This window comes from Bradyrhizobium sp. USDA 241, assembly GCF_049739505.1.
Lineage (GTDB): Bacteria > Pseudomonadota > Alphaproteobacteria > Rhizobiales > Xanthobacteraceae > Bradyrhizobium > Bradyrhizobium liaoningense.
Genome location: NZ_JBMGPZ010000005.1, coordinates 1,989,887 through 2,016,462 on the forward strand (window position 1 = coordinate 1,989,887; position 26,576 = coordinate 2,016,462).

Consider the following 26,576-nt stretch of genomic DNA (forward strand, 5'->3'; position numbering starts at 1 on the left):
CGAGGTCATCCCTAAGCCGGTTGAGTTGTCGGCCGAAGCGCTGCAAGGCTCCGAAAGCCTTGCTCACGATCCCGCGAAATCGTTGCTCACGATCGTCTGAAATCTCTGCTCACGATCCCCTGAAATCCGCGCTCACGATCCCGCGAAACGCGCAGGCCGCGCGGCGTAATAGCTGTTGTCGACGCGTACGGTGGTGTCGTCGCAGACAGTCCGGACGACTTCGGTGAAGATGCGGAAGGGAGCGACAGGCAGCGGCCGCAGGTGCGGCTTCTCTTCCTGGAACATCGCCTCGACCTGACGGCGCGTGCTGCCGTGGATGCGTTTGGAAGCCCAGTTCTCCTCCCAGTGCCTCAAGAACTCGTTTTGCGCCTCCAGCGTCTCGAAGCGCCGTCCGGCCAGCGCAGTGCCCTGGGTATGTTGAATCGCATTCTCGACGCATCCTTTCCGATTTGGATCGGCCACGCGCGCGGGATCGGCGACCACGGCGTAATGAGCCAGCATCGCGCTGTAAATCGGGTTGAGCTGGGGCTCGTACAAATCCGGCTTGAGGACGCCTTCCTTCAGGTTGTCGAGCACGACATAGCTGGGGACCCCGCCAAAATACCGGAACGCCTCTTCGTGGAGCTGCGCCCAGACTTGTTGGCTGGACTTCCAGACTACCCGCCGGAAGCTGCGCCGCGAGTAGCGTAGCGTCATCACGAACAGGCGGGGACGACGGTACCGCCCGCTCTTCGGATCAACCGTCGGCGCGCCCTCGCCATAGTCGACCTGAGCTTCCTCGCCGGGGAGGAACTCAAGACGATCAAACTGCTCAGGATCAGCGTGCCGCAACCGGCGCACAAACCGCTTGACACTCTGGTAGCTGGACGGAAAGCCAAATTGATCAACCAGGTCCTGGTAAATCGCCTGCGCGTTCCGCTTCAGCCGGACCTGTTCTTCGATCCACGTCCGATGCGCTTCGCAAGCCGAACGGGCCAGGCTGCTGGTGACCGTCGCTTCCGATGTCCCAAAAGCCGGTGGTCGGGGTGGAGGAATTTGGCCGTCCGCGCTCACCGAGCCGGTGGTCACTTCCCCGGGGGAATTTGCCTCCGCACCGGCCCGCAGCGCCTGATAACGCCGGATCGTCTTGCGATCGACACCCGTCAGCCGGTGAATCTCGCGCTGGCTGGTGTTGCGATCAAGTAATGTAAGTACGGTGCTTTGCAGATGTCGCTTCAAGACGTTCAACTCCCCGGCCCCTTGCTGGCTAAAGGGGTCGAACATAAACGTCCTGCCTGACCGGCTACTGCTGTTCAGCGGCGCTGACGGCGATCATCAGGTGGGGGAGTTTCAAGTGACCATACCCGGGGGATTTTGACCGACCCACGGGGTTTCCGATTTGGATCGGCCACGCGCGCGGGATCGGCGACCACGGCGTAATGAGCCAGCATCGCGCTGTAAATCGGGTTGAGCTGGGGCTCGTACAAATCCGGCTTGAGGACGCCTTCCTTCAGGTTGTCGAGCACGACATAGCTGGGGACCCCGCCAAAATACCGGAACGCCTCTTCGTGGAGCTGCGCCCAGACTTGTTGGCTGGACTTCCAGACTACCCGCCGGAAGCTGCGCCGCGAGTAGCGTAGCGTCATCACGAACAGGCGGGGACGACGGTACCGCCCGCTCTTCGGATCAACCGTCGGCGCGCCCTCGCCATAGTCGACCTGAGCTTCCTCGCCGGGGAGGAACTCAAGACGATCAAACTGCTCAGGATCAGCGTGCCGCAACCGGCGCACAAACCGCTTGACACTCTGGTAGCTGGACGGAAAGCCAAATTGATCAACCAGGTCCTGGTAAATCGCCTGCGCGTTCCGCTTCAGCCGGACCTGTTCTTCGATCCACGTCCGATGCGCTTCGCAAGCCGAACGGGCCAGGCTGCTGGTGACCGTCGCTTCCGATGTCCCAAAAGCCGGTGGTCGGGGTGGAGGAATTTGGCCGTCCGCGCTCACCGAGCCGGTGGTCACTTCCCCGGGGGAATTTGCCTCCGCACCGGCCCGCAGCGCCTGATAACGCCGGATCGTCTTGCGATCGACACCCGTCAGCCGGTGAATCTCGCGCTGGCTGGTGTTGCGATCAAGTAATGTAAGTACGGTGCTTTGCAGATGTCGCTTCAAGACGTTCAACTCCCCGGCCCCTTGCTGGCTAAAGGGGTCGAACATAAACGTCCTGCCTGACCGGCTACTGCTGTTCAGCGGCGCTGACGGCGATCATCAGGTGGGGGAGTTTCAAGTGACCATACCCGGGGGATTTTGACCGACCCACGGGGCTGATTCCGGTCACCATGGCGCCATGGATCTTCTTTCTCCCGCTTGCCCTTGCGGGCCTCGTCATGGGCGCCGATCACCCCTTGGTCGCCGCGGCCTATCGCCATCTTCAGCTGGGGCAGCCGGCGCACCTCATCCTCGTATCCGTCGCGGTGTTCGTGCTGGCCTTCGTCTACACCGCTTACGTCATCGATCCCGAATACACGGCCAAATCCCTGGCGCAACGTGACGGCATCATTTCCGGTGTCGCGCCCGGCGAGGCGACCGCCGCCTATCTCGATCGCGTCGTGTCATTGACGACAGTCATCGGAGCCGTCTACCTGACTGCGTTGCAGTTGATTCCGGAGGTGTTCGACCTTTACGGGATCGGTCTGCCTTATAGTATGGTCGTCAATGGTGGTGCTGCGCTGGTTGTGGTTTGCACCGCTCTTGATATCAAAGCACAGGTGCGCGACGTATCGCTCACCAATCCGGGGGGCGTACGCCGATGAGAATTATACTTCTGGGACCGCCGGGGTCGGGCAAGGGGACCCAGGCGCAACTCTTGGTGCAGCGCTATGGCATCGTCCAGCTCTCGACCGGCGAGATGCTACGCGCGGCGGTTGCGGCCGGAACGCCGGTCGGGCTGAAGGCCAAGGAGATCATGGCCAGTGGCGGCCTCGTTCCGGACGAGGTCGTGGTCGGAATCATCTCCGACCGGATCGACCAGCCGGACGCCAGGAACGGTTTCATCCTCGATGGTTTCCCGCGCACCGTGCCGCAGGCCGAGGCGCTGGATGAGCTGCTCAAGCAGAAGCATCTCAAGCTCGACGCCGTGATCGAGCTCCGCGTCAACGAGAGCGCGCTCTTGAACCGCGTCGAGACCCGTGTCGCACAGATGCGCGAGCGCGGCGAGGAGGTCCGGGTCGACGACACCCCCGAGGTCCTGACCAAGCGGTTGGCCAGCTATCGCAGCCAGACGGAGCCGCTGATTCACTACTATTCCGAGCGTCGGAAGCTCTCGACCATCGACGGCATGATGGCCATCGACGAGGTCACCCGCGCCATCCACCGTCAGCTTCTGGCGCTCGGCGCGGTCGAGCCCAAAAACCACTCTAGAAGCGCGGCCAAGACGGCGCCGGCCAAAAAGGTCAAGGTGGCGAAGAAATCGGCCAAAAAACCGGCGAAGGCAGCCAAAAAGGCGGCCAAATCGGCCAAAACCGCAAAAAAGGCGGTCAAGAAAGCCGTGAAGGGTTCCAAGTCTGCTACCAAGGCCGCGACCAAGAAAACGGCCAAAAAGGCCGCAAAAGCGACCGCCAGGAAGGCTGTCAAAAAGGGTGCCAAAAAGACCGCAAAAAAGGTCACGAAAAAGCGAGCCAAGCGCTAGCAGCGGTTGACGAAAGCCCCCGGAATCCCCTAATAAGCCCCGCATCCAAGTCGGATAGTTTCAGACGATGCCGGGCCCCAGGAAGACCGGGGGTGGGCGTCGTGTTCGCGTTTGTGAACACCTGCCCGAGAACACAAGCACTTAAAGCCCGATCCTGACGAGGATCGGCGACAGGAGAGAAGGCCGTGGCCCGTATTGCCGGCGTGAACATTCCCACCAACAAGCGCGTGCTGATCGCGCTCCAGTACATCCATGGCATCGGTCAGAAGATCGCCAGTGAGATCCTGGAGAAGGTGAAGATCCCCGTGGATCGTCGCGTCAATCAGCTCAGCGACGCCGAAGTGCTCCAGATCCGCGAAGTCATCGACCGCGACTATCTCGTCGAGGGCGATCTTCGTCGCGAGGTCGGTATCAACATCAAGCGTCTGATGGACCTCGGCTGCTATCGCGGCCTGCGTCATCGTCGCGGTCTGCCGGTGCGCGGCCAGCGCACTCACACCAATGCGCGCACGCGCAAGGGTCCGGCCAAGGCCATCGCCGGCAAGAAGAAGTAAACTCGCGAATAGGCAATGGCGAATGGCGGGTAGGGAGCATCCCTATTCGCCATTCGCTACTCACTATTTGCTTCCACTGGTGTAGCCGCTGGCATTACGGCGGCGTTTGAGATCTTCAGGAAAGGGACTCAATGGGCAAGGAAGCCACCCGCGTTCGTCGTCGTGAGCGCAAGAACATCGCCTCCGGCGTCGCGCATGTGAACTCGTCGTTCAACAACACGACCATCACCATCACCGACGCGCAGGGCAACACGATTGCCTGGTCCTCGGCCGGCACGATGGGTTTCAAGGGCTCGCGCAAGTCGACTCCCTACGCCGCGCAGGTGGCCGCCGAAGACGTCTCCAAGAAGGCGCAGGAGCACGGCATGCGCACGCTGGAAGTCGAAGTCGCCGGCCCCGGTTCGGGCCGCGAGTCGGCGCTCCGCGCGCTCCAGGCAGCGGGCTTCACCGTCACCTCGATCCGTGACGTGACCACGATTCCGCACAACGGTTGCCGTCCCCGTAAGCGTCGGCGCGTTTGATACCAAGTTGCGGGCGCATCGGCGCCCGCGATGACTTTACTAAGAAGCCGCGGGAATGATCTGCGGCCTTTCTCCAACGCCAGTATTTGAACTGTCAAATTGACTGGCCTGTATGGGTGAAACAGTGACGATCCAGAAAAATTGGCAAGAACTGATTCGGCCGAACAAGCTCCAGGTCACGCCCGGCAGCGATCCCTCGCGTTTTGCGACCATCGTCGCCGAGCCGCTCGAGCGTGGTTTCGGCCAGACCCTCGGCAACGCGCTGCGCCGGATCCTGCTCTCCTCGCTCCAGGGCGCGGCGGTGCAGTCGGTGCACATCGACGGCGTGCTGCACGAGTTCTCCTCGATCGCGGGCGTCCGTGAGGACGTCACCGACATCGTGCTCAACATCAAGGACATCTCGATCAAGATGCAGGGCGAAGGCCCCAAGCGCATGGTCGTGAAGAAGCAGGGCCCCGGCGTCGTCACCGCCGGCGACATCCAGACCGTCGGCGACGTGGTCGTGCTGAACCCCGATCTGCAGATCTGCACGCTCGACGAGGGCGCCGAGATCCGCATGGAGTTCACGGTTTCCACCGGCAAGGGGTACGTGCCCGCCGAACGCAACCGTCCCGAGGACGCACCGATCGGCCTGATCCCGGTCGACAGCCTGTACTCGCCGGTCCGCAAGGTCTCCTACAAGGTCGAGAACACCCGCGAGGGCCAGATCCTCGACTACGACAAGCTGACCATGACGATCGAGACCAATGGCGCGATCACGCCGGACGATTCGGTGGCTTACGCCGCCCGCATCCTGCAGGATCAGCTCAACGTGTTCGTCAACTTCGAAGAGCCGCGCAAGGAAGTCGCCCAGGAGATCATCCCGGACCTCGCCTTCAACCCGGCTTTCCTCAAGAAGGTGGACGAGCTCGAGCTGTCGGTGCGTTCGGCCAACTGCCTGAAGAACGACAACATCGTCTACATCGGCGACCTCGTGCAGAAGAGCGAAGCGGAAATGCTTCGCACCCCGAATTTCGGTCGCAAGTCGCTGAACGAGATCAAGGAAGTGCTGGCCCAGATGGGTCTGCACCTCGGCATGGAAGTGCCGGGCTGGCCGCCGGAGAACATCGACGAGCTCGCCAAGCGCTTCGAGGATCACTACTGAGCAATTGTCGTTCCGGGGCGATGCGCGAGCATCGAACCCGGAACCTCGAGATTCCGGATCGACGCTTTGCGCCGTCCGGAATGACTGATTGGGCGAACGCAGGCAGCCCACCTGAGCAACATGTCCGACGAACCGTCGCGGCAGTAACTATGTAGGGACTACACACATGCGTCACGGCAAGGTTCATCGCAAGCTCAACCGCACGGCCGAGCATCGCCGCGCGATGCTCGCAAACATGGCGGCCGCGCTGATCAAGCACGAGCAGATCGTCACCACGCTGCCGAAGGCGAAGGAATTGCGCCCCATCGTGGAGAAGCTGGTCACCCTCGGCAAGAAGGGCGGCCTCTCGATGCGCCGCCAGGCGATCTCCGAGATGCGCGACAAGGACCAGGTCAAGAAGCTGTTCGACGTGCTCGCGCCCCGCTACAAGGACCGCCAGGGCGGCTACACCCGCATCATCAAGGCCGGCTTCCGCTACGGCGACAATGCCGCGATGGCCGTGATCGAGTTCGTCGATCGCGACGTCGATGCCAAGGGCCAGGATTCCGGCCCGGTGCAGGAAAAGGAAGCCGAGGCGGCCTAAGCCAGCCAACGGCTATGAATTGAAAGCGGCGCCTTTCCGGGCGCCGTTTTTGTTTGGATGCGTTGGGTGGATTCGCCCGTGTACATGCGCTTCCTCACGCGTCGGTGAGCCCGATTGCGGCATTACAGGTCGCTCCCGATATCTCCGTCATCAGCCATGGAGACAGCGCATGAACATCGACCTTTCCGAAAAGACCGCCATCGTGACCGGCTCGACCGCCGGCATCGGTTACGCCATTGCCAGGGGCCTCGCAGCCTCCGGCGCCAATGTCGTGATCAACGGCCGCAGCCAGGACAAGGTCGAGGCCGCCGTGCGCAAACTGGAAGGGGCGGGCGCCAAGGTGCGCGGCATCGCCGCCGACGTATCGACCGCGGCAGGCTGCAATGCACTCGTTGCGGCGCTGCCAGACGTCGACATCCTCATCAACAATACCGGCATCTACGAGGCCAAGAATTTCTTCGACATCCCGGACGAGGACTGGACACGCTTTTTCGAGGTCAATGTGATGAGCGGCGTGCGGCTGTCGCGCGCCTACATGAAGGGCATGCTCGAGCGCAACTGGGGCCGCATCGTCTTCATCTCCTCGGAGTCCGGGCTCAACATTCCCGTCGAGATGATCCATTACGGCATGACCAAGACGGCCCAGCTGTCTGTCGCGCGCGGCCTGGCGCAGCTCACCCGCGGCACCGGCGTCACGGTCAATTCCGTGCTGCCGGGCCCGACCATGTCGGAGGGCGTCGAGACGTTCGTCAAGGATCTCGCCAAGCAGAATGGACAATCGGTGGACGAGGCTGCTGCGAATTTCGTCAAGCAGCATCGGCCGAGCTCGTTGATCCAGCGCTTTGCCAGCGTCGATGAGATCGCCAACATGGTGGTCTATGTCGCATCCAAGGAAGCGTCCGCGACCAACGGTGCGGCGCTGCGCGCCGAGGGCGGCATCGTCAATACGATCGCCTGAGGCGGCGCGCATGGCGGACTATGTGATCTCCGAGGTCGAGGTGCGGGACGGAGCCGCGATGGAGGCCTACCGCACGCTCGCGGCTCAGACCATTGCCCAATATGGCGGCCGCTACCTCGCGCGCGGCGGCGCCGTCGAGGTGGTGGAGGGCAGCTCGCCGCCGGGGACCATCATCATCGTCGAGTTTCCCTCGATGGCGCGGGCCCGCGAATGGTACGGCTCGCCGGACTATGCCGAGGCCCTGAAGTTGCGGCGCACGGCGCTGGAGCGCCGGCTGATCTTCGTCGAAGGTGTGGTTCCGGCCTAGCTGGTCTGTTCCCCGACCCCTTCAATTCCGAGCGTGACCGGCTAAAACTCGGTGAATGATCACGGCTCGGTTCATGCGCAACAAGCGGCTGTTGAGGATCGCTTCCGCCCGATGGCAGCGACGGGCGATCTTCCTGCTCGGCGGCATCGTGATTGGCGCCGCAGCCGTGGTGCTGGCGCAACTCGCCGATCTCGCCCAGGATGTTTTCGGGCTGCTGCTCGCAAAGTCGCGCTACGCGGTCCTGGTGGTGACGCCGCTCGGCTTCATGTTATCGGCCTATCTCACCATCCGCCTGTTTCCTGGCGCCCAGGGCAGCGGGATTCCGCAGGCCATCGCTGCGCGCCATTTGAACGATCAGGCTGCGCGAGCGCGGCTCGTGTCCCTGCGCATTGCCGTCGGCAAGATGGTTCTCACCCTGTTTGGACTGTTGTGCGGGGCTTCCATCGGACGGGAAGGGCCGACCGTGCAGGTCGGCGCCTCCGTCATGTTCGCGATCGGGCGGGTGTCGCCTCGCCGTCAACCCGGATTGATCCTGGCCGGTGCGGCGGCCGGGGTCGCCGCGGCCTTCAATACGCCGTTGGCGGGCATCGTGTTCGGGATCGAGGAGATGAGCCGCGCCTTCGAGACGCGTACCAGCAGCCTCATCATCGCTGCCGTGATCGCGGCTGGCCTGACGTCATTGGCACTGACGGGCAACTACGCCTATTTCGGCAGCAGCGCGATGTCGCTGGCGCGCGGTGCCGACTGGCTCGCGGTTCCGGTCTGCGGTGTGGTTGGCGGCCTCGGAGGTGGGCTGTTCAGCCGCGTCGTCATCCTCATGGCGCGCGGCGTCAGGCATCCGCTCGGGCGCTCGCTCAAAAGCCATCCGCTGTGGTTCGCATTCGCCTGTGGACTCGCCGTCGCGGTCTGTGGTCTGGCGTCCGGGAATACGATCTATGGCACCGGCTACGCGCAGGTGAAGACGGCCCTCGAGAATGGCTCGCCGCTGCCTCAGGATTTCGGCATCCTCAAGCTCTTCGCTACCACCTTTGCCGCGATCAGCGGCGTCCCTGGCGGCATTTTCTCACCCTCGCTCGCCGTCGGTGCCGGCCTTGGCAGCAACATTGCCTCGTTCTTCCATGGCGCACCGCTCGGTGCGATCATGCTGCTCGGCATGGTCTCCTATTTCGCCGGCGTCGTGCAGGCGCCGATCACCGCGTTCGTGATCGTGACCGAGATGACCGACAATCACGGCATGGTCGTTCCGCTGATGGCGGCCGCGCTGATTGCTCATCTCGTTTCACGCATGGTCTGCGAAGAGGGCATCTATCACGCGCTTGCCAAGGGTTTCATCGAGCGGGCGGCCCTGCAGCCGGAGCGATCGCAGGGGGAGAGAAGGTGAGCCGTTTCTGGAGCAGCCTGACGCATGAGCTGAGGCCCTACGTGCCGGGCGAACAGCCCCGCATGGCGGACCTGGTCAAGCTCAACACAAATGAAAGCCCGTTTGGCCCATCGCCGCGCGCGCTGGAGGCGATCCGCGTCGAGGCCGCCGACACGCTGCGTCTCTACCCGGACCCGCAGGCCACCGCGCTACGGACGGCCCTGGCCGCGTATCACCGGGTGAGACCCGAGCAGGTGTTCGTCGGCAACGGCTCGGACGAAGTGCTGGCGCATGCCTTTGCCGCCTTGCTGAAGCATGAAGCGCCGTTGCTCTTTCCCGATATCACCTACAGCTTCTATCCGGTCTATTGCCGTCTGTTCGGCATCTCCCACGAGACGGTGCCGCTCGACGAGGTCATGCAGATCCGTGTGGCTGATTACCGGCGGCGGGCCGGTGCGATCATCCTCGCCGATCCGAACGCGCCGACGGGGATCGCATTGTCGCGTAGAGGGATCGTTGCGCTGCTGGAGGACCATCCGGACGTGCCCGTGGTGGTCGACGAGGCCTATGTCGATTTCGGTGCCGAGACGGCGATTCCGCTGGTGGCTTCCCATCGAAATCTTCTGGTCGTTCAAACCATGTCCAAGTCCCGCGCCTTGGCCGGACTGCGGGTCGGCTATGCGATCGGCGACGCCGACCTGATCGAGGCGCTCACCCGTGTGAAGGACAGCTTCAATTCCTATCCGCTTGGTCGGCCCGCCCAAGCCGGCGCTATCGCCGCCCTGGAGGACGAAGCCTATTTCCAGCAGAGCCGCGTTCGCGTGATCGAGGGCAGGGAGCGACTGACGCGCGGACTGAAGCAAGCTGGCTTCGAGGTGCTGCCATCGCAGGCCAACTTCGTCTTCGCGCGCCATCCCGCCCACGATGGCGCTGCGCTTGCGGCAGCGCTGCGCCAGCAGGCCGTGATCGTCAGGCACTTTGCCGCTGCCCGCATCTCGGACTACCTGCGGATCACCGTCGGCACGGACGAGCAGACCGACCGACTGCTGTCGGCGCTGTCGCGCATCCTGGGCTGAGAATCGCAGGGGTGGGTTGGACGAGCGAAGCGCAACCCACCCTGCGCAGCAACGCCGGCTACCACCCCTCCAGCACGATCTTGCCGCGCGACTTGCCGCTCTCCAAGAGCGCATGGGCTCGCTTGAGGTTGGCGGCGTTGATCGTGCCGAAGGTCTGGTCGAGCGTGGTGCGCAGCACGCCCTTGTCGATGAGGTCGGCGACATCATTGAGCAGATGATGCTGCGCGATCATGTCTGGCGTCTGGAACGAGGAGCGCGTGAACATCGATTCCCAGTGCACCGAGATGGCCTTGCCCTTGAACGTGCTCATGGCAAATTCCGGGGGATCGTCGATCAGGCCGAACTTGCCCTGCGGGGCCATGAAGTCCGCAATCGCCTTGTAGTGCTGGTCGGTGAAGGTCAGGCTCGCCACCAGCGCGACCGGCGGCAGCTTCAGCTTGTCGATCTGCTCCTTCATCGGCTTGCCGTGGTCGATCACCGCATGGGCGCCGCGATCGAGGCACCATTTCTGCGACTCCGGCCGCGTCGCGGTGGCAAGTACCGTCAGCCCGGTGAGGCGGCGGGCAAGTTGGATCAGGATCGAGCCGACGCCGCCGGCGCCGCCCGTGATCAGGAGCGTGCGCGGATCGACGCTCTTGCCGGGGACCGCGCCGAGCCGGTCGAACAGCAATTCCCAGGCGGTGATGGAAGTGAGGGGAAGGGCGGCTCCTTGCGCGAACGACAGGCTCTTCGGCTTGTTGCCGACGATGCGCTCGTCGACCAGGTGGAATTCGGCGTTGGTGCCCTGGCGCAGGATCGAGCCGGCGTAGAACACCTCGTCGCCCGGCTTGAAGAGTGTCACGTCGGGGCCGACGGCATCGACCACGCCGGCCGCGTCATAGCCGAGGATCTTCGTCTCGCCGTCGGGCGGAGCTGCGCGCTTGCGCACCTTGTAATCGACCGGATTGGCCGAGATCGCCTTCACGGCGACGCGGATGTCGCGCCCCTGGGGCTCGGGCTTGGCGGTCTCGAAATCGATCAGTGAATCCGCATCCTCGATCGGAAGCGATTTTTTGTAGCCGACGGCCTTCATGGCTTGTCTCCATCAGATGGGCTGTTCGCCTGCCGCTCTAACTGTCGCCCTGGCTTCAAATTGGCAAGTACTGTAAATTCGGGGATATAGTCCCTGTTTGGATACTATTGGGAAAACACGCATGAAGCGGCGCAATTTTGCCCGTCGTCCCGGCTGCTCGGTCGAGGCAACGCTGGACCTGATCGACGGCAAGTGGAAGGGCGTGATCCTCTACCACCTCCAGAGCGGCACCCAGCGTTTCGGCGAACTGCGCCGCCGGATGCCCGGCATCACCCAGCGCATGCTCACGAAACAGCTGCGCGCGCTCGAGGAGGACAAGCTGGTCATCCGCAAGGTCTATGCCGAGGTGCCGCCGCGCGTGGAATATTGCCTGTCCGAGCTCGGGGAGAGCCTCAGGCCTGTCATCGACATCCTGAAGGCCTGGGGCGAGAGTCATCAGGAACGGCTGTCCTGCGCGCCGCCGCCGGTGGTGGTGGTGAGGAAGCCGAAGCGCGCGGCGTGAGTATCCGGGAGCGGATCGTACCGCTCCCGGAAAAGGTGAGCGTCAGAACGCGAACTGCGTGCGCATCGCGACCGCGTCGAACTTCGAGCCGACATCGGCGGTCGAGATCGGCGAGGCCTGTCGCGATACCGTGCCATGCAGATAGTCCAGCATGAAACGGACATTGCCGTTGACGTACCAGTTGAGCGCGAGGGTGTAGACCGTCTGCCGACCACCGGCGACACCGGTCGCGGTCGCGAGCTGATCGTTGAGGTCGATCGTCGAGAAGCGGCCCGCGATTTCCCACGCACCCCAGCCGCCGCCGTCGAGCGAGAACGGATGCGCGGGCTTGACGCCGTGATAGGCCGCGGCCGCGGCATTGTAGGCCCGGCTTTCTCCCGTCAGCACGTAGCCGGCCTGTGCGTAGCCACCCTGGAATTTCAGGCTCGGTGCGCCGACCAGCGGCACGCCGGTGTTGGCGGTGCGATCGACGTTGTACCAGAAGTACTCGCCCTGGACGATGAACGGCCCGTAGGTCGCCGCCGCTTCGACGCTGTAGACCTGTGCCCCCGAGACATTGGCGATGGCACCGGTCGAGATCAGGGTGGTCGGGTCGAGACGCAATTCCGGACGATCGCTGAGCGTGACCGTCTGCGTGTTGGCGATCAGGTTGCGCGGCGGCTGGATCAGCCATTGCGCGTCGGCGCCGATGTGCACCGAATAGTCCTTGCCGCTGATCGGGTTGCCGGCGACGCGCGCCACCGCGCCGTACTGCTCGCTCGTGCCCGGCGGCGAAGCGCTCGAGGCGGAATGGATCGCGCCGGTCGACGGTCCCGTGACATAGCCGCCGATCCAGAGCTGGTCGTTGAACCAGCGCGCACCGGCTGCGGAGCGGAAGTCGCCGGCGGCGATGTTGGTCGCGATCACACCGGGTGAGGCGCGCTCCATGAACATGATGTCGTTTGAGCTTGTCGCTTCGTCGAGCGTGTATGGCAGGTCCATGATGCCAGCCTCGATCGCCATCTTGCCGCCGAACGGCTTCAAGCCGGTGTAGCTGAGATACGCGTTCTCGACGCCGGAGACGCCGCCGCCCGGCAGCGATCCCGGCGCGGTGCCGCCAAATCCGTCGGACGAGCCGCCGAAATCGTAGACCAGCGCGAAGTTCCAGTCGTTGAAGAACTTGCCGGCGACGCCGATGCGCGCGCGACGGACGTTCTGGCCGCTGTCGAGCTTCTGCGGCACGGTGGCCGCGGTATTGGGACGATAGTCATAGCCGCCGACATCCCAATGCAGGCGGCTGGTGATGGCGACGCAGTTGGCCTGGTCGGCGGTGCAGATCGTCGGCCGGTTGTTCGGCATCGTCACGACGACGCCGGATGCCGGGGGCGGCCCCTTGAGGGGGATCGCCGCATTGGCATTGGCAACGACGGCCTTTGCCTCCGAACGCGCCTCGGCCTTCGCTTCAGCCTTCGCTTCGGCTCTGGCTTTCGCCGTGGCCGCCGTGTTCGCCGCGGTTTGACTCTGGAGCTTGTCGAGCTTCTGCTCCAGCATCTTCAACTGCTGCTTCAGCAGCGCGATCTCCTGCTCGCTGCTGCTTGCCGATTGGGCCTGGGCCTGCGAGGCTGCCAGTGCGCCGGCGAGACCAATCGCCGTGGCTGTAATTCTTGTCCTGTTCACGTCATCACTCCATCGGTTGGACCAACTTCCCCAAGTCGTAAGCGCAGAGCCTAAGAACGGTCGATGACTGCCCCGCGACGGCGAGCCCTCGGTTGCGCTGGTTCCCGCTGATGCAAATTCGTCGCAACCGAATCCACCGAGAGCGAGCATGCAAGATGATGCGTGTCATGCCAATCCGTCCCGCCGGTCAAGTTGTCGTTTCGCACGCCTGCTCGGGGCTCGAGCCGTCGGAATGAGGCCGAATATTGCCGCCCCGCGCCCTTCTATTGAGGGGCGAACGCGCCTATATTCCGGCGTCTTTTCCGAGAGGTAGGAATGTTTCGATCGACCTGGACCGCCGTCGTCACGGCCTTGTGCATAGCCTTTTCGGCCCATTTCAATCCGGCCTCAGCGCAGGACCGCCGCGTCCCGTCATCGCCGGCCGAGCTGCGGCTGTCTTATGCGCCGATCGTGCAACGGGTGCAGCCCGCGGTCGTCAACGTCTATGCCGCCAAGGTGGTGCAGAACCGCAATCCGCTGCTGGACGACCCGATATTCCGCCGCTTCTTCGGCGTGCCGGGTCAGCAGCCCGAGCAGATGCAGCGCTCGCTCGGCTCCGGCGTCATCGTCGATGCCTCCGGTCTCGTCGTCACCAACGTCCATGTCATCGAAGGCGCGGACCAGGTGAAAGTGTCGCTGTCGGACAAGCGTGAGTTCGAGGCCGAGATCCTGCTGAAGGATTCGCGTACCGATCTCGCCGTGCTGCGCCTGAAGGATGCCAAGGAAAAATTTCCGACCCTCGATTTCACGAATTCCGATGAATTGTTGGTCGGCGACGTCGTGCTGGCGATCGGCAATCCCTTCGGTGTCGGCCAGACCGTGACCCACGGCATCATCTCGGCGCTGGCGCGCACGCAAGTCGGCATCACCGACTACCAGTTCTTCATCCAGACCGATGCGCCGATCAATCCCGGCAATTCCGGCGGCGCGCTGGTCGACATGAGCGGCAAGCTCGCCGGCATCAACACGGCGATCTATTCGCGCTCCGGCGGCTCGCAGGGCATCGGCTTTGCGATTCCCGCCAACATGGTGCGCGTCGTCGTCGCATCAGCCAAGAGCGGCGGCAAGGCAGTGAAGCGGCCGTGGCTCGGGGCAAAATTGCAGGGGGTGACTCCGGAGATCGCGGAAAGCCTCGGCCTGCGCTCGCCGACCGGTGCGTTGGTCGCAAGCGTGGTGCCCAATGGCCCCGCAGCGAGGGCCGGTCTGAAATCCTCCGACCTCATCACCGGCATCGACGGCCAGACCGTCGATGATCCCAACGCCTTCGACTACCGTTTCGCAACCCGTCCGCTCGGCGGCACCGCGCAGATCGACGTGCAGCGCGGCAGCAAGCCGACCAAGCTGACCGTGGCGCTGGAGACTGCGCCCGATACCGGGCGCAGCGAGCTCGTCGTCACCGCTCGCTCGCCGTTCCAGGGCGCGAAGGTCTCGACCATCACGCCCGCGGTCGCTGACGAACTGCGTCTGGACGCCGACACCGAAGGCGTCGTGATCACCGATATCGGCGGCGATACCGCGGCTGCCAATGTCGGCTTCCAGAAAGGCGACATCATCCTGGCCGTCAACAACCAGAAGATCAGCAAGACCGGCGATCTCGAGAAGGCCGCAGGCGAGCGGTCGCGGATCTGGCGCATCACGCTGGTGCGCGGCGGCCAGCAGATCAACGTCACGTTGGGCGGATGAGTCCGAAGCGACCACAGGAGACGCCGACGCTCTTCGCCGCAGCGGGGCTCGATCACGACGCGCCGCATCCGCTGCCGGACCGGCTGCGCCCGCGCGCGCTGTCAGAGGTCGTCGGCCAGGATCACATCCTCGGCCCCGACGGTGCGCTGACGCGCATGCTGGAGACGCGCACGCTCGGCTCGCTGGTGTTCTGGGGCCCGCCGGGCACCGGCAAGACCACGGTGGCGCGGCTCTTGGCTGACGCGACGGATCTGCATTTCGAGCAGATCTCCGCGGTGTTCTCCGGCGTCGCCGACCTCAAGAAAGCGTTCGATGCCGCGCGCGCCCGCCGCGAGATGGGCAAGGGCACGCTGCTGTTCGTCGACGAGGTGCACAGATTCAACCGTGCCCAGCAGGACTCCTTTCTGCCGGTGATGGAAGACGGCACGGTCGTCATGGTCGGCGCCACCACCGAGAACCCGTCCTTCGAGCTCAACGCGGCGTTGCTCTCGCGTGCGCGCGTGCTGGTATTTCGCTCGCTCGATGCGGCCGCGATCGAAAAACTGTTCGCGCATGCCGAGGAGGTCGAGGGCAAGAAGTTGCCGCTCGATGCGGAGGCGAGGGCGGTGCTGGTGCGCATGGCCGACGGCGATGGTCGCGCGTCGCTGACGCTCGCCGAAGAGGTCTGGCGTTCGGCGCGGGCGGACGAGATTTTCAATGCCGCGCAGTTGCAGGACATCCTGCAGCGCCGCGCGCCGATCTACGACAAGTCGGCCGACGGCCATTACAACCTGATCTCCGCGCTGCATAAGTCGGTGCGCGGCTCCGATCCCGATGCCGCGCTGTATTACCTCGCGCGCATGCTAGACGCTGGCGAGGACCCGCTGTTCCTGGCCCGCCGTGTCGTGCGCATGGCGGTCGAGGACATCGGGCTTGCCGATCCGCAGGCGCTCGTCACCGCCAATGCCGCCAAGGATGCCTTCGACTTCCTCGGCCATCCCGAAGGCGAGCTCGCGATCGCGCAGGCCGTCGTCTATCTCGCCACTGCGCCGAAATCGAACGCGGTCTACACCGCCTTCGGCACGGCTATGCAGGTCGCCAAGCAGGCCGGCTCGCTGCTGCCGCCGAAGCACATCCTCAATTCCCCGACCAAGCTGATGAAGTCGGAAGGCTACGGTGCAGCTTACGAATACGACCACGATGCCCCCGACGCCTTCTCCGGCCAGGACTACTTCCCCGAAGCCCTGGGCCGCCAGACCTTCTACGACCCGCCCGAACGTGGCTTCGAGCGGGAGATCCGGAAGCGGCTGGATTACTGGGCCAAACTGCGCAAGGAGCGGGGCGGTTCGCGCTAGAGGCGACCATTTCGTCGTGACGAATGGCCGCTTTTAGGCTAGGCAGGCAATCATGAGCCGCCGCATCAAGAGAATGAATCCAAGGCCGCGTTCGCGAGACGAGCGCGAGGACGCGCGTCCGCATCAGGCGCGCAGCGCGAAGAAGGCCGGGCCGCGTCCGGGCGGCAAGCCGCCGCGCTTTGCTGGCGAGCGTGCCGAGCGGCGAGCGCCCAAGCCCGAGCCGGAGAGGGCCGCGCCGGCAAAGCCGGTCGAAGCATTGCTGCCCACCAAGGTCCAGACCGTCACCGTGACGGCGGACGAGAACAACATGCGCGTCGACCGTTTCCTCGAAGCGCGCTTTCCCGGCCTGTCGTTCTCCCACATCCAGCGCGTCGTCCGCAAAGGCGAGCTGCGCGTCGACGGCAAGCGCGTCGACAGCAAGGATCGCCTCGAGGAGGGGCAGAGCGTCCGCATCCCGCCGCTGAAGCTCGACGCACCGAAGGTCGTCGGGGAGCTCTCGGACGCTGCGCAAAAAACGCTCAAGGCGCTGCAGGAGATGACGATCTACGAGGACGACGACGTCCTCGTCCTGAACAAGCCGGCCGGCCTTGCCGTGCAGGGTGGGTCGGGCATGACGCGGCACATCGACCAGATGCTGGAGGTGATGCGCGACGCCAAGGGCCAAAAGCCGCGCCTCGTGCACCGCATCGACAGGGAGACGTCGGGCTGTCTCCTGATCGCCAAGACGCGCTTCGCCGCCTCGCACCTGACAGGCGCATTCCGCTCGCGATCGGCGCGAAAGGTGTATTGGGCTCTGGTACCGGGCCTGCCGAAGCCCAAGCAGGGCCGCATCTCGACCTTCCTCGCCAAGGAAGAGAGCGAGGACGACACCATCATGCGCATCGCCCAGCATGGCGATGAGGGCGCGAGCCACGCGGTGACCTATTATGCGGTGGTCGAGACCGCGGGCAACAAGCTGACCTGGGTGTCGCTGAAGCCGGTAACGGGCCGCACCCACCAGCTGCGCGCCCACATGGCCCATATCGGCCATCCGATCGTCGGTGATCCCAAATATTTCAACATCGAGAATTGGCAGCTGCCGGGTGGCTTGCAGAACCGGCTGCATCTCTTGGCACGCCGCATCGTCATCCCGCATCCGCGCGGCGGCGTGATCGACGCCACCGCGCCTCTGCCGCCACATATGCAGCAATCGTGGAACCTGCTCGGGCTGGATGCAACCAGATTTGATCCGATCGAGAACGCGCCTGAAGAATAATTAAGTCAGGTTGAACGGGGGCAGTCGGAGCACAACATATCGCCTATGAAACGGCTCGCGATATGTCTCGTGGTTCTGACCGCACTGTCCATGGGGCAGGGGGCTCAGGCACAATTGGTGCTGCCGGGCCCCTCGCAGGTCGTTCCGCTGCCTTCGCCACCACCGCCGCCGAAGCTCGAGGTGCCGAAAATGCCGCAGCTCGATGCGCCGCCGAGCTACAATTACCGGCCGCTTCCGCGTAATTCGTTCGGCGATCGCTTTTCGAAGTGCCTCGAGGATGCCGCAGGTGCGGGGCTGAGCCCCGGTCACCGTGGCACCTATGCGCTCAGATGCGCGAACTAGTACCCGGAATCAGAGCTGAGTGATACGGCGGCCTTTGAAACGGCGTTGACGGACCTTTTTCTTGGTCCAGACGAAGGGCTCGGCTCTGTCGTTGTATGCGTTGACGTAGGCATCGATGTGTTCCTGAAGCTGCTTGAGGCTCGTGAAGGAGGTGCCGCTGAGCGACTGCCCCTGCAAGATGGAAAACCATACTTCGACCTGATTGAGCCATGACGCACTTGTCGGCGTGAAATGAAATTGCACGTTGGGGTGGGCCTTGAGCCAGTCCTCGTTCTTTTTATGGGTGTTGAGGTTGTCGAGGATGACGTGAAGCTTGCGGTTCGGAAAAGCCGCGGTGACGCTGTTCATGAAATCGAGAAACTCGACGCGGCGCCGGCGTTTTGAATGGGTCGCGATGATCTTTCCGGTGGCGACTTCGAGCGCCGCAAACAATGTTGTGGTGCCATGCCGCTTGTAATCGTGGCTTTGGCCGGTCAAGGCGCGGCCATTGGGCAACTTCAGATAACCCTGCGCTCGCTCCAAAGCCTGGATCGAGGGCTTCTCGTCCACGCACAGCACAATGGCCTTCGCCGGCGGCGCGACATAGAGGCCGACAACATCGGCGGCTTTGGCCGTAAAGTTCGGGTCGTTGCTCTCGCACCAGGACTTGCGAGCCACCAGGTCAATCTTGTGGCTGCGCAGGAACCGCCAGACATATTGGACATCGACATCGCCCAGCGCCTCGGCCAGCAGGGGGCCGGTCCAGCGCGCAAACCCTTGCGGTGGCGGCTTATCCAGCAGCTTCAGAATCCGCTTGTCGGTCGTCTTCGTATAGATCGGCTGCTTGCCAGGCCGCGGCTTGTCTTGCAGCCCTTCAAGGCCATGGTCGGCATAGCGATGCCGCCAAAGGCTGACAATCCGCGGCTGGACCCCAACTTCCTTGGCGATCGACCGGGTGCTGCGCCCATCCGCCGCCAACAGAACTATCCGCGCCCGCTTCAAATCGCGCTGCAACGTCACCGGTGAGCGACAGCACGCCTCAAGCACCTTGCGATCTTTCCTCGAAAGGTGGACTTCTCTTGCTTCGGGTATCATCCCGACCTTGAATCACGACTCACGTTCCAAGAAAAGTGGGTACTAGGGTCGATTGGATCTCCTGTCCGCTAGCGGCCAAGGCCCCGGCAAACAGGGCTGCAACGCCGGCCAAGTTCCCTGATGCCCGCCGCTCGCTTTATCGGCTGCCGGTTTTATCCTAAAAGCCTGGCATTCAGCGGCAGGGACCGAAAACCGACATGCGCGAATTGTTCGATGAAGCTGCGGGGCAAACCCCGCCCGATCCGCGCGAGGCGGCACGTCGGTCGGCGCGTCCACCGCAGCGCAAGCGCTTCTACAAGGAGGCGGGCGTGAGCGAGGCCGATGGCGGGTATGCCGTCGTGCTCGACGGCAGGCCGATCCGTACGCCGTCCGGTCGCCAGGTGGTGATCCCTTCGCGCGACCTTGCCGAAGCGGTGGCCGCGGAATGGGCGGCCCAGGGCGAGACGATCGACCCCATGGCCATGCCGTTGACGCGGATGGCCAACAGCGTGGTGGAGGGTGTGGTCGATCGCGTCGAGCTCGTCAGCGACGACCTCGCCAGATACTTCGAGTCCGATTTGCTGTTCTATCGTGCCGGCCATCCCGAGGGACTGGTCGCCCGCGAGGCCGCGCATTGGGATCCCGTGCTGTTCTGGGCGGCGGAGACGCTGGGTGCGCATTTCATCCTGTCCGAGGGCATCATGCATGTGAAGCAGCCGGACCAGGCGCTTCGGGCGGCTCGCGCCGCGCTGCCGCAGGATGCCTGGTCGGTCGCCGCTCTCCATGTGGTGACGACCCTGACCGGCTCGGCGTTGCTGGCACTGGCGCTCGCCCATGGCGCGCGGGACGCTGACCAGGTCTGGACCGCCGCCCATGTCGATGAGGACTGGAACGCCGAGCAATGGGGCGCGGACGAGGAAGCAGCTAGCCGCCGGGCCATCCGCCTCAGGGATTTCGAGGCCGCCGTGGCTGTGCTGGCGGCTGTAAACCCGGCCGCAACCACAGGTCCTTAACGAGAGGTTTACGACGCAGCGTTACGGTAGCCGGCGCTCCCTGAGGCCGCTGAGATGCCGACGCCGGTCACTTCCATTGCTCCCGTCAGCGCCGCCAGCCCCTCGGCTGATGCGGCGACGCCCGGTCTTGTGCTTCAAGCCGGCAGCGTCGTCGATGCCAGGGTCGTCAGCGTCCTCGCCGACAATCTGGTGCGGATCGCGATCGCAAATCTATCGCTCGACGTGATGTCGGAAGTCCCCCTGTCGCCCGGGCAAAATCTCCAGCTGGCGGTGTCGCGGAACGACGGCACCGTTCATCTTGCCGTCGTGGGCGGGACAGGCGAGGCGGCCGCCGACGTGGTCACGCTGACGCCGCGTGCGGCCTCGCTGGTGGAGAGCCCGCCGCTTGCGCCGTCGATGGGCGCCGCGCGCAACACGCTGACACCTCCGGAGCAAGTCGCCGTCACGGTGGCTTCGGCCGATGCCGTCACCAGGCAGGGCAGCCAGGCGCCGCTGTTTGCCAATCTGGCCGCCGTCGTCACCGGCAGCGATCTGCCTGCGGGCTTGAAGCAGGCGGTGCTGGCCGTGCTGGCTCAGCAGACGCCGCTCGATACCGGGCTTGCCGGCGGCGATATCGAATCCGCATTTCAGAAGTCGGGGCTGTTCCTCGAGGCTTCGCTCGCCGCAGGCGCGACGCCGTCGTCAGGCACAATGCCCGATCTGAAGGCGGCGCTGCTGGTGCTGCGCCAGGCACTGGCCACGATTGAGAGGGCCGTGCCACCGACGCAAGGCGCCTCGCCGGCTCCGGCAGCAGGTGGGGCGGCGCAGGCGGGATCGCCATCAGCCGAACTCGCGCAACAGCCGCAAATGCCGCGCAGCGCCAATCCCGCCGCTGCCGTGCTCGCCGACATCGCCGGCGGGGCTTCGCAGGCGGCGACGTCGCGGACCATGTCGGCTGGTCTTGCCGCAAGCCTGCTGCAAGAGGTTACGCAAAACCTGCCGCGCCTGACCGGCAACGTGCCGGGGTCCAACAAGGCCGTACCGGATGGTCACGTCTTCGAGGCTGCCGCACGCGCGACGCCCCCGCCATTCCGCGGTGCGCTGCCGGCGCCGCAGTCCATCGCCGCGCCATCGCTCGCGCCGGCTACGCCGCTCGCTGCCACCGTGCATCGCCTGCTCGACGACACCGATGCGGCGCTCGCGCGGCAGACGCTGCTGCAAATTGCTTCGCTCCCCGATCGCATCGATGCCAGCGGGCACCGCATCGATCCGGCCGTGCCGCAGTGGAATTTCGAGATTCCGTTCGCGACCCCGCAGGGCACGGCGATGGCGCAGTTCGAGATCTCGCGCGATGGCGGCAACGAGTCCGGCGATCCTGCCCAGCGCACCTGGCGCGCGCGCTTCTCCCTCAATGTGGAGCCGGCCGGACCCGTGCATGCGTTGATCACGCTGAACGGCGACAAGACCTTCGTGCGGATGTGGGCGGAGCGGCCGGCGACGGCGCAGCAGCTCCGTGCCGGCGTCGGTGAGCTCAGCCAGGCATTGACGAGGGCCGAGCTCAAGCCCGGCGACATCGTGGTCCGCGACGGCACGCCGCCGCAGCCGGCGCCGGCCCGCGCCGGGCACTTCCTGGATCGCGCGACATGAGCGATCCATCCAAGCTTGCGATCGCGCTCCACTACGAGAAGGGCACCAACGCGCCTGTCGTCGTCGCCAAGGGCAGGGGCACGATCGGCGAAAAGATCGTCGAGATCGCCAAGGCTCACGACATCCCGATCGAGGAGAACGAGATTCTGGCGGGCGCGCTGTCCAAGGTCGAGCTCGGCGACGAGATCCCGCCGGATCTCTACAAGGCCGTCGCCGAGGTGCTGGTGTTCGTGCTGCGGCTGTCGGGCCGGGGGCGGTAAGAATAGCCTGTCATCGTTTCACCACGTAGCGGCTGCATGGTCGCGCGGCGTCTCACAGTTCACGGATATCGCTTTTGCTGACCCGTCGTTCCACCCTCGGTCTTCTCGCCGCAGCCGCGGTGCTGCCATCCCGCGCGCGCGCCCACGTCGCGCCGCCGCGCAATGAAATTCGTGAGAGTCTTGCAAAACGCTTCACCGATCTCGGCACATCCGGCACCTTCGTCGGCTACAAGGTCGAGGACTATCTGATCGTCGCCAGCGACAAGGAGCGCTCGGGCGAGGGCAAGCTGCCGGCCTCGACCTTCAAGATTCCGAACGCGCTGATTGCGCTGGAGACCGGCGTGGTCGCGGACCCCGACAAGGACGTGTTTTCCTGGGACGGCGTCAAGCGCCCGATCGAGGCCTGGAACAAGGATCACACGCTGCGCAGCGCCATCGCGGTGAGCGCGGTGCCGGTCTTTCAGGAGATTGCACGGCGCATTGGCCAGCGCGAAGCAAGCCTGATCGGCTGCCCGGTCAATCGGGCCGGAACACCGGGTTTTGCGAGGTCGCGCGCCGATCAGGCGGCCTTCTGCCGCCCGATCCGGCCGAGATGGGTAAAGGAGAACCCGGCGGAATATTTCAGGCCGTAGCCGAGCGCCCGGTCGATGCCGATATGGGCAAGCCAGATCAAGGCGATGGACAAAGTGAGGGGCGAGGCGAGGCCGAAGCCTAGTACCCACTTTTCTTGGAACGTGAGTCGTGATTCAAGGTCGGGATGATACCCGAAGCAAGAGAAGTCCACCTTTCGAGGAAAGATCGCAAGGTGCTTGAGGCGTGCTGTCGCTCACCGGTGACGTTGCAGCGCGATTTGAAGCGGGCGCGGATAGTTCTGTTGGCGGCGGATGGGCGCAGCACCCGGTCGATCGCCAAGGAAGTTGGGGTCCAGCCGCGGATTGTCAGCCTTTGGCGGCATCGCTATGCCGACCATGGCCTTGAAGGGCTGCAAGACAAGCCGCGGCCTGGCAAGCAGCCGATCTATACGAAGACGACCGACAAGCGGATTCTGAAGCTGCTGGATAAGCCGCCACCGCAAGGGTTTGCGCGCTGGACCGGCCCCCTGCTGGCCGAGGCGCTGGGCGATGTCGATGTCCAATATGTCTGGCGGTTCCTGCGCAGCCACAAGATTGACCTGGTGGCTCGCAAGTCCTGGTGCGAGAGCAACGACCCGAACTTTACGGCCAAAGCCGCCGATGTTGTCGGCCTCTATGTCGCGCCGCCGGCGAAGGCCATTGTGCTGTGCGTGGACGAGAAGCCCTCGATCCAGGCTTTGGAGCGAGCGCAGGGTTATCTGAAGTTGCCCAATGGCCGCGCCTTGACCGGCCAAAGCCACGATTACAAGCGGCATGGCACCACAACATTGTTTGCGGCGCTCGAAGTCGCCACCGGAAAGATCATCGCGACCCATTCAAAACGCCGGCGCCGCGTCGAGTTTCTCGATTTCATGAACAGCGTCACCGCGGCTTTTCCGAACCGCAAGCTTCACGTCATCCTCGACAACCTCAACACCCATAAAAAGAACGAGGACTGGCTCAAGGCCCACCCCAACGTGCAATTTCATTTCACGCCGACAAGTGCGTCATGGCTCAATCAGGTCGAAGTATGGTTTTCCATCTTGCAGGGGCAGTCGCTCAGCGGCACCTCCTTCACGAGCCTCAAGCAGCTTCAGGAACACATCGATGCCTACGTCAACGCATACAACGACAGAGCCGAGCCCTTCGTCTGGACCAAGAAAAAGGTCCGTCAACGCCGTTTCAAAGGCCGCCGTATCACTCAGCTCTGATTCCGGGTACTAGCGTCAGCAGCGCCACCGGCGCCATGTAGCTGTGGGCGGCGTTGTAGACCATCGCGCCGAATTTGGCGTCGGCAAGATAGCCCAGAAAGCTCAAATCCGGGGCGAAGAAGAGCACGGCGAAGACCAACCAGGAGCCTTCCCAGGCCCAGTAGAGCGTCACCATCCCTGCGAACAGGGTCAGGCCCTCCAGCCGCAGCAGGATGTTGACACCGCCCGTCGCCGCGCCCGTCTCGGCCGTTCCTTCGGTCATCTTCGTCTCCTAGGCAAAGCTCTGTAATTCCTTGCGCTTTCACGCTGCGGCAGGGCAGCCCTGCGACGCCGAAAGCCGCTTCCCGGCCCGCAAAATGCCGTGTTAGAACCCCCGGCGTCACTTAAGGCTTAAGAACTGGCGGGAGCAAATGAAACACATCCTGGACGCCCTCGAAGACCGTCGCGCCGCCGCAAAACTCGGCGGCGGGGAAAAGCGCATCGAGGCGCAGCACGCCCGCGGCAAGCTGACGGCGCGCGAGCGCATCGAACTGCTGCTCGACAAGGGGTCGTTCGAGGAGTTCGACATGTTCGTCGAGCACCGCTCCACCGAATTCGGGATGGAGAAGACCAAGGTGCCCGGCGACGGCGTCGTCACCGGCTGGGGCACCGTCAACGGCCGCAAGACCTTCGTCTTCGCCAAGGATTTCACCGTGTTCGGCGGCTCGCTGTCCGAGACCCACGCGCTGAAAATTACAAAACTCCAGGACATGGCGATGAAGGCGAGGGCGCCCATCATCGGCCTCTATGACGCCGGCGGCGCCCGCATCCAGGAGGGCGTCGCCGCGCTCGCCGGGTACTCCTACGTCTTCCGACGCAACGTGCTGGCCTCGGGCGTGATCCCGCAGATCTCCGTCATCATGGGGCCCTGCGCCGGCGGCGACGTCTATTCGCCGGCGATGACCGACTTCATCTTCATGGTGAAGAACACTAGCTACATGTTCGTCACCGGCCCCGACGTGGTGAAGACCGTGACCAACGAGGTCGTCACCGCCGAAGAGCTTGGCGGCGCCTCGGTGCACGCCACGCGCTCCTCGATCGCCGACGGCGCCTTCGAAAACGACGTCGAGACGCTCTTGCAGATGCGGCGCCTGATCGACTTCCTGCCGTCCAACAACACCGACGGCGTGCCGGAATGGCCGAGCTTCGACGACATCGGCCGTGTCGACATGTCCCTGGACACGCTGATCCCCGACAATCCGAACAAGCCCTACGACATGAAGGAGCTGATCCTGAAGGTCGTCGACGAGGGCGACTTCTTCGAGATCGCGGAAGCCTTCGCCAAGAACATCGTCACCGGCTTCGGCCGCATTGCGGGCCGCACCGTCGGCTTCGTCGCCAACCAGCCGATGGTGCTGGCGGGCGTGCTCGACAGCGACGCCTCGCGGAAAGCCGCGCGTTTCGTCCGCTTCTGCGACGCCTTCAACATCCCGATCGTCACCTTCGTCGACGTGCCGGGCTTTTTGCCCGGCACCGCGCAGGAATATGGCGGCCTGATCAAGCATGGTGCGAAGCTGCTGTTTGCGTACTCGCAGTGCACCGTGCCGCTCGTCACCATCATCACCCGCAAGGCCTATGGCGGCGCCTTCGACGTCATGGCCTCCAAGGAGATCGGCGCCGACATGAACTACGCCTGGCCGACCGCCCAGATTGCGGTGATGGGCGCCAAGGGCGCGGTCGAGATCATCTTCCGCTCGGACATCGGCGATCCCGACAAGATCGCGGCCCGAACGAAGGAATACGAAGACCGCTTCCTGTCGCCCTTCATCGCCGCCGAGCGCGGCTACATCGACGACGTCATCATGCCGCACTCGACGCGAAAGCGGATCGCGCGGGCGCTGGCGATGCTGAAGGACAAGAAGACGGAAATGCCGGCGAAGAAGCACGACAATTTGCCGCTATGAGGGGGAGTCGGCCCGCTGGAAAAATGGCGTGGTACGGTCGAGCCGATTCGACTATATTGACGGCATGACCGACGCTCTCAAGAAACTCATCGAGGCTGCAAAAACCGCGAATCCATCCCCGGAACACCTGGAGGAGCAGCGGCGCAGCTTCGTATATGGCAATACCCATTTCGAAAATGCGCTCATAACGCGAGAAATGGTGGATCGTGAGGCCGAGAAATTGGCCAAGGAAAAGAAGTGACAAGCGACGAGCGCGAACGGCGTGATAGCCGGGCGCTCGAACCTGAGTTGATTACAGATCCTCAGTCTGCAACGGGAAGCCTTAGCGGGCATCAGCTCTTACGCCGGCAACTATCGCCCTGGTGGCGTTGCCATCGAGGGAAGCAAGCATGAGCCTGTCGGCGCACATCTGGTCCCAGAACTCATTGAGGATATGTGCGACTACGTCAATGATCGCTGGGAACTCAGCACGCCGATTCATCTAGCTGCTTATGTCATGTGGCGGCTAAATTGGATTCATCCGTTCGCGGATGGGAATGGGCGCACTTCCCGAATTGTCTCGTATGTTGTGCTCTCAATTCGGGCTGGCACTCTTTTGCCGGGCACCCCGACGATTCCAGATCAAATCGTCGACAACCGGCGGCCCTATTTTGATGCCCTGGATGCGGCCGATTTAGCTTTTCGCGATGGTGGCCGGATCGATGTCTCGAAAATGGAAGATTTGCTAGCCTCAATGTTGGCGAACCAGCTCGCGGAATTCTATAGATCGGTTGGCGGGAAACTACCCAGCTAAGAACAATCCTTGGCGCT

25 protein-coding genes and 5 pseudogenes are annotated in these 26,576 nt (G+C 64.0%); 23 read left to right on the forward strand and 7 right to left on the reverse strand.

The genetic code is table 11. The annotated features are described in order from the left end of the window. Positions 1 to 150: 150 nt before the first annotated feature. Together istA (ABIF91_RS31295) and istA (ABIF91_RS31300) are read right to left on the reverse strand one after the other, a co-directional pair. A pseudogene (gene istA, locus ABIF91_RS31295) lies at positions 151 to 1,263 on the reverse strand (IS21-like element IS1631 family transposase); the annotation flags it as partial. Positions 1,264 to 1,370: 107 nt separating this feature from the next. Next, a pseudogene (istA, locus tag ABIF91_RS31300) lies at positions 1,371 to 2,192 on the reverse strand (IS21-like element IS1631 family transposase); the annotation flags it as partial. A gap of 110 nt (positions 2,193 to 2,302) precedes the next feature. Here istA (ABIF91_RS31300) and ABIF91_RS31305 point away from each other — a divergent pair. The 10 genes from ABIF91_RS31305 to hisC all read left to right on the forward strand — a co-directional run bounded on the left by ABIF91_RS31305 (position 2,303) and on the right by hisC (position 10,166). After that, positions 2,303 to 2,788 (forward strand): hypothetical protein, encoded by a 486-nt coding sequence (locus ABIF91_RS31305; RefSeq protein WP_283805412.1) that lies wholly within the window; start codon positions 2,303 to 2,305, stop codon positions 2,786 to 2,788. Beyond that, positions 2,785 to 3,663: an adenylate kinase gene (locus ABIF91_RS31310; protein WP_028180710.1), complete on the forward strand. Its 879-nt coding sequence runs from the start codon at positions 2,785 to 2,787 to the stop codon at positions 3,661 to 3,663. Before ABIF91_RS31305 ends, ABIF91_RS31310 begins: the two co-directional genes overlap by 4 nt. Before the next feature lie 185 nt (positions 3,664 to 3,848). Beyond that, the gene (rpsM, locus tag ABIF91_RS31315) at positions 3,849 to 4,217 is read left to right on the forward strand and encodes a 30S ribosomal protein S13 (RefSeq protein ID WP_028137012.1); all 369 of its coding nucleotides are present in this window, start codon (positions 3,849 to 3,851) and stop codon (positions 4,215 to 4,217) included. A gap of 131 nt (positions 4,218 to 4,348) precedes the next feature. Then, a complete protein-coding gene (gene rpsK / locus ABIF91_RS31320) occupies positions 4,349 to 4,738 on the forward strand; it encodes a 30S ribosomal protein S11 (RefSeq protein ID WP_007603045.1) in 390 nt (129 codons plus the stop codon). 112 nt (positions 4,739 to 4,850) lie between these two features. Further along, a complete protein-coding gene (locus tag ABIF91_RS31325) occupies positions 4,851 to 5,882 on the forward strand; it encodes a DNA-directed RNA polymerase subunit alpha (protein WP_029674561.1) in 1,032 nt (343 codons plus the stop codon). Between the two features lie 166 nt (positions 5,883 to 6,048). Beyond that, positions 6,049 to 6,465 (forward strand): 50S ribosomal protein L17, encoded by a 417-nt coding sequence (rplQ, locus tag ABIF91_RS31330; protein ID WP_028180712.1) that lies wholly within the window; start codon positions 6,049 to 6,051, stop codon positions 6,463 to 6,465. Positions 6,466 to 6,634: 169 nt separating this feature from the next. Beyond that, a complete protein-coding gene (locus ABIF91_RS31335; protein WP_028180713.1) occupies positions 6,635 to 7,423 on the forward strand; it encodes an SDR family NAD(P)-dependent oxidoreductase in 789 nt (262 codons plus the stop codon). Between the two features lie 10 nt (positions 7,424 to 7,433). Continuing rightward, positions 7,434 to 7,730, forward strand: a complete 297-nt coding sequence (locus tag ABIF91_RS31340; protein ID WP_028180714.1) for a DUF1330 domain-containing protein — start codon at positions 7,434 to 7,436, stop codon at positions 7,728 to 7,730. Positions 7,731 to 7,785: 55 nt separating this feature from the next. Next, the gene (locus ABIF91_RS31345) at positions 7,786 to 9,111 is read left to right on the forward strand and encodes a chloride channel protein (RefSeq protein ID WP_028180715.1); all 1,326 of its coding nucleotides are present in this window, start codon (positions 7,786 to 7,788) and stop codon (positions 9,109 to 9,111) included. Continuing rightward, positions 9,108 to 10,166, forward strand: coding sequence for a histidinol-phosphate transaminase (hisC, locus tag ABIF91_RS31350; protein ID WP_028180716.1), 1,059 nt, complete (start codon positions 9,108 to 9,110; stop codon positions 10,164 to 10,166). Before ABIF91_RS31345 ends, hisC begins: the two co-directional genes overlap by 4 nt. 58 nt (positions 10,167 to 10,224) lie before the next feature. On the opposite strand, the gene ABIF91_RS31355 is transcribed toward hisC, so the two are convergent. Then, entirely contained in the window at positions 10,225 to 11,238 is a 1,014-nt protein-coding gene (locus tag ABIF91_RS31355; RefSeq protein WP_028180717.1) for a zinc-binding alcohol dehydrogenase family protein, read from the reverse strand. 121 nt (positions 11,239 to 11,359) lie between these two features. On the opposite strand from ABIF91_RS31355, the gene ABIF91_RS31360 reads away from it, so the two are divergent. Beyond that, the gene (locus ABIF91_RS31360) at positions 11,360 to 11,740 is read left to right on the forward strand and encodes a winged helix-turn-helix transcriptional regulator (protein WP_028180718.1); all 381 of its coding nucleotides are present in this window, start codon (positions 11,360 to 11,362) and stop codon (positions 11,738 to 11,740) included. Positions 11,741 to 11,782: 42 nt separating this feature from the next. Here ABIF91_RS31360 and ABIF91_RS31365 read toward each other — a convergent pair whose 3' ends face one another. Beyond that, positions 11,783 to 13,396 (reverse strand): OprO/OprP family phosphate-selective porin, encoded by a 1,614-nt coding sequence (locus ABIF91_RS31365; protein WP_035676178.1) that lies wholly within the window; start codon positions 13,394 to 13,396, stop codon positions 11,783 to 11,785. A 315-nt stretch (positions 13,397 to 13,711) separates the two neighbouring features. On the opposite strand from ABIF91_RS31365, the gene ABIF91_RS31370 reads away from it, so the two are divergent. Genes ABIF91_RS31370 through ABIF91_RS31385 form a run of 4 tightly spaced genes read left to right on the forward strand, consistent with a single transcriptional unit; the run spans position 13,712 to position 18,049 of the window. Beyond that, positions 13,712 to 15,118, forward strand: coding sequence for a DegQ family serine endoprotease (locus tag ABIF91_RS31370; RefSeq protein WP_028180720.1), 1,407 nt, complete (start codon positions 13,712 to 13,714; stop codon positions 15,116 to 15,118). Next, positions 15,115 to 16,452, forward strand: a complete 1,338-nt coding sequence (locus ABIF91_RS31375; protein ID WP_028180721.1) for a replication-associated recombination protein A — start codon at positions 15,115 to 15,117, stop codon at positions 16,450 to 16,452. The genes ABIF91_RS31370 and ABIF91_RS31375 overlap by 4 nt, the downstream gene beginning before the upstream one ends. A 52-nt stretch (positions 16,453 to 16,504) precedes the next feature. After that, a complete protein-coding gene (locus ABIF91_RS31380; RefSeq protein WP_028180722.1) occupies positions 16,505 to 17,707 on the forward strand; it encodes an RluA family pseudouridine synthase in 1,203 nt (400 codons plus the stop codon). 45 nt (positions 17,708 to 17,752) lie between these two features. Further along, positions 17,753 to 18,049, forward strand: coding sequence for a hypothetical protein (locus ABIF91_RS31385; RefSeq protein WP_035676189.1), 297 nt, complete (start codon positions 17,753 to 17,755; stop codon positions 18,047 to 18,049). Positions 18,050 to 18,058: 9 nt separating this feature from the next. Here the strand turns inward: ABIF91_RS31385 and ABIF91_RS31390 are convergent, their stop codons facing one another. Next, positions 18,059 to 19,123 (reverse strand): IS630-like element ISRj1 family transposase, encoded by a 1,065-nt coding sequence (locus ABIF91_RS31390; protein WP_026192128.1) that lies wholly within the window; start codon positions 19,121 to 19,123, stop codon positions 18,059 to 18,061. A 197-nt stretch (positions 19,124 to 19,320) separates the two neighbouring features. Between ABIF91_RS31390 and ABIF91_RS31395 the strand changes: the two genes are divergently transcribed. The 4 genes and pseudogenes from ABIF91_RS31395 to ABIF91_RS31410 form a co-directional block, all read left to right on the forward strand. Continuing rightward, the gene (locus tag ABIF91_RS31395) at positions 19,321 to 20,115 is read left to right on the forward strand and encodes an ATP12 family chaperone protein (protein ID WP_028182262.1); all 795 of its coding nucleotides are present in this window, start codon (positions 19,321 to 19,323) and stop codon (positions 20,113 to 20,115) included. Positions 20,116 to 20,169: 54 nt separating this feature from the next. Continuing rightward, positions 20,170 to 21,741: a flagellar hook-length control protein FliK gene (locus tag ABIF91_RS31400; RefSeq protein WP_028182261.1), complete on the forward strand. Its 1,572-nt coding sequence runs from the start codon at positions 20,170 to 20,172 to the stop codon at positions 21,739 to 21,741. Beyond that, the gene (locus tag ABIF91_RS31405) at positions 21,738 to 22,001 is read left to right on the forward strand and encodes an EscU/YscU/HrcU family type III secretion system export apparatus switch protein (RefSeq protein WP_028182260.1); all 264 of its coding nucleotides are present in this window, start codon (positions 21,738 to 21,740) and stop codon (positions 21,999 to 22,001) included. The genes ABIF91_RS31400 and ABIF91_RS31405 overlap by 4 nt, the downstream gene beginning before the upstream one ends. A gap of 74 nt (positions 22,002 to 22,075) precedes the next feature. Continuing rightward, positions 22,076 to 22,486 (forward strand): annotated as a pseudogene (locus tag ABIF91_RS31410) (penicillin-binding transpeptidase domain-containing protein); the annotation flags it as partial. Positions 22,487 to 22,560: 74 nt separating this feature from the next. Here ABIF91_RS31410 and ABIF91_RS31415 read toward each other — a convergent pair. Continuing rightward, positions 22,561 to 22,716, reverse strand: a pseudogene (locus ABIF91_RS31415) (DUF4260 family protein); the annotation flags it as partial. Positions 22,717 to 22,758: 42 nt separating this feature from the next. Here ABIF91_RS31415 and ABIF91_RS31420 point away from each other — a divergent pair. Beyond that, positions 22,759 to 23,823 carry an IS630-like element ISRj1 family transposase gene (locus ABIF91_RS31420; protein WP_026192128.1) on the forward strand — a complete coding sequence of 355 codons (1,065 nt, stop codon included), beginning with the start codon at positions 22,759 to 22,761 and terminating at the stop codon, positions 23,821 to 23,823. On the opposite strand, the pseudogene ABIF91_RS31425 reads toward ABIF91_RS31420, so the two are convergent. Then, a pseudogene (locus ABIF91_RS31425) lies at positions 23,822 to 24,085 on the reverse strand (DUF4260 family protein); the annotation flags it as partial. The gene ABIF91_RS31420 and the pseudogene ABIF91_RS31425 overlap by 2 nt on opposite strands. A 148-nt stretch (positions 24,086 to 24,233) precedes the next feature. Between ABIF91_RS31425 and ABIF91_RS31430 the strand changes: the two are divergent. The 3 genes from ABIF91_RS31430 to ABIF91_RS31440 all read left to right on the forward strand — a co-directional run bounded on the left by ABIF91_RS31430 (position 24,234) and on the right by ABIF91_RS31440 (position 26,559). Next, positions 24,234 to 25,766 (forward strand): acyl-CoA carboxylase subunit beta, encoded by a 1,533-nt coding sequence (locus ABIF91_RS31430; RefSeq protein WP_028182322.1) that lies wholly within the window; start codon positions 24,234 to 24,236, stop codon positions 25,764 to 25,766. 64 nt (positions 25,767 to 25,830) lie between these two features. Further along, positions 25,831 to 26,007, forward strand: coding sequence for a hypothetical protein (locus tag ABIF91_RS31435; protein ID WP_424579578.1), 177 nt, complete (start codon positions 25,831 to 25,833; stop codon positions 26,005 to 26,007). Between the two features lie 90 nt (positions 26,008 to 26,097). Then, the gene (locus ABIF91_RS31440; protein ID WP_424579831.1) at positions 26,098 to 26,559 is read left to right on the forward strand and encodes a Fic family protein; all 462 of its coding nucleotides are present in this window, start codon (positions 26,098 to 26,100) and stop codon (positions 26,557 to 26,559) included. Positions 26,560 to 26,576 lie beyond the last annotated feature (17 nt).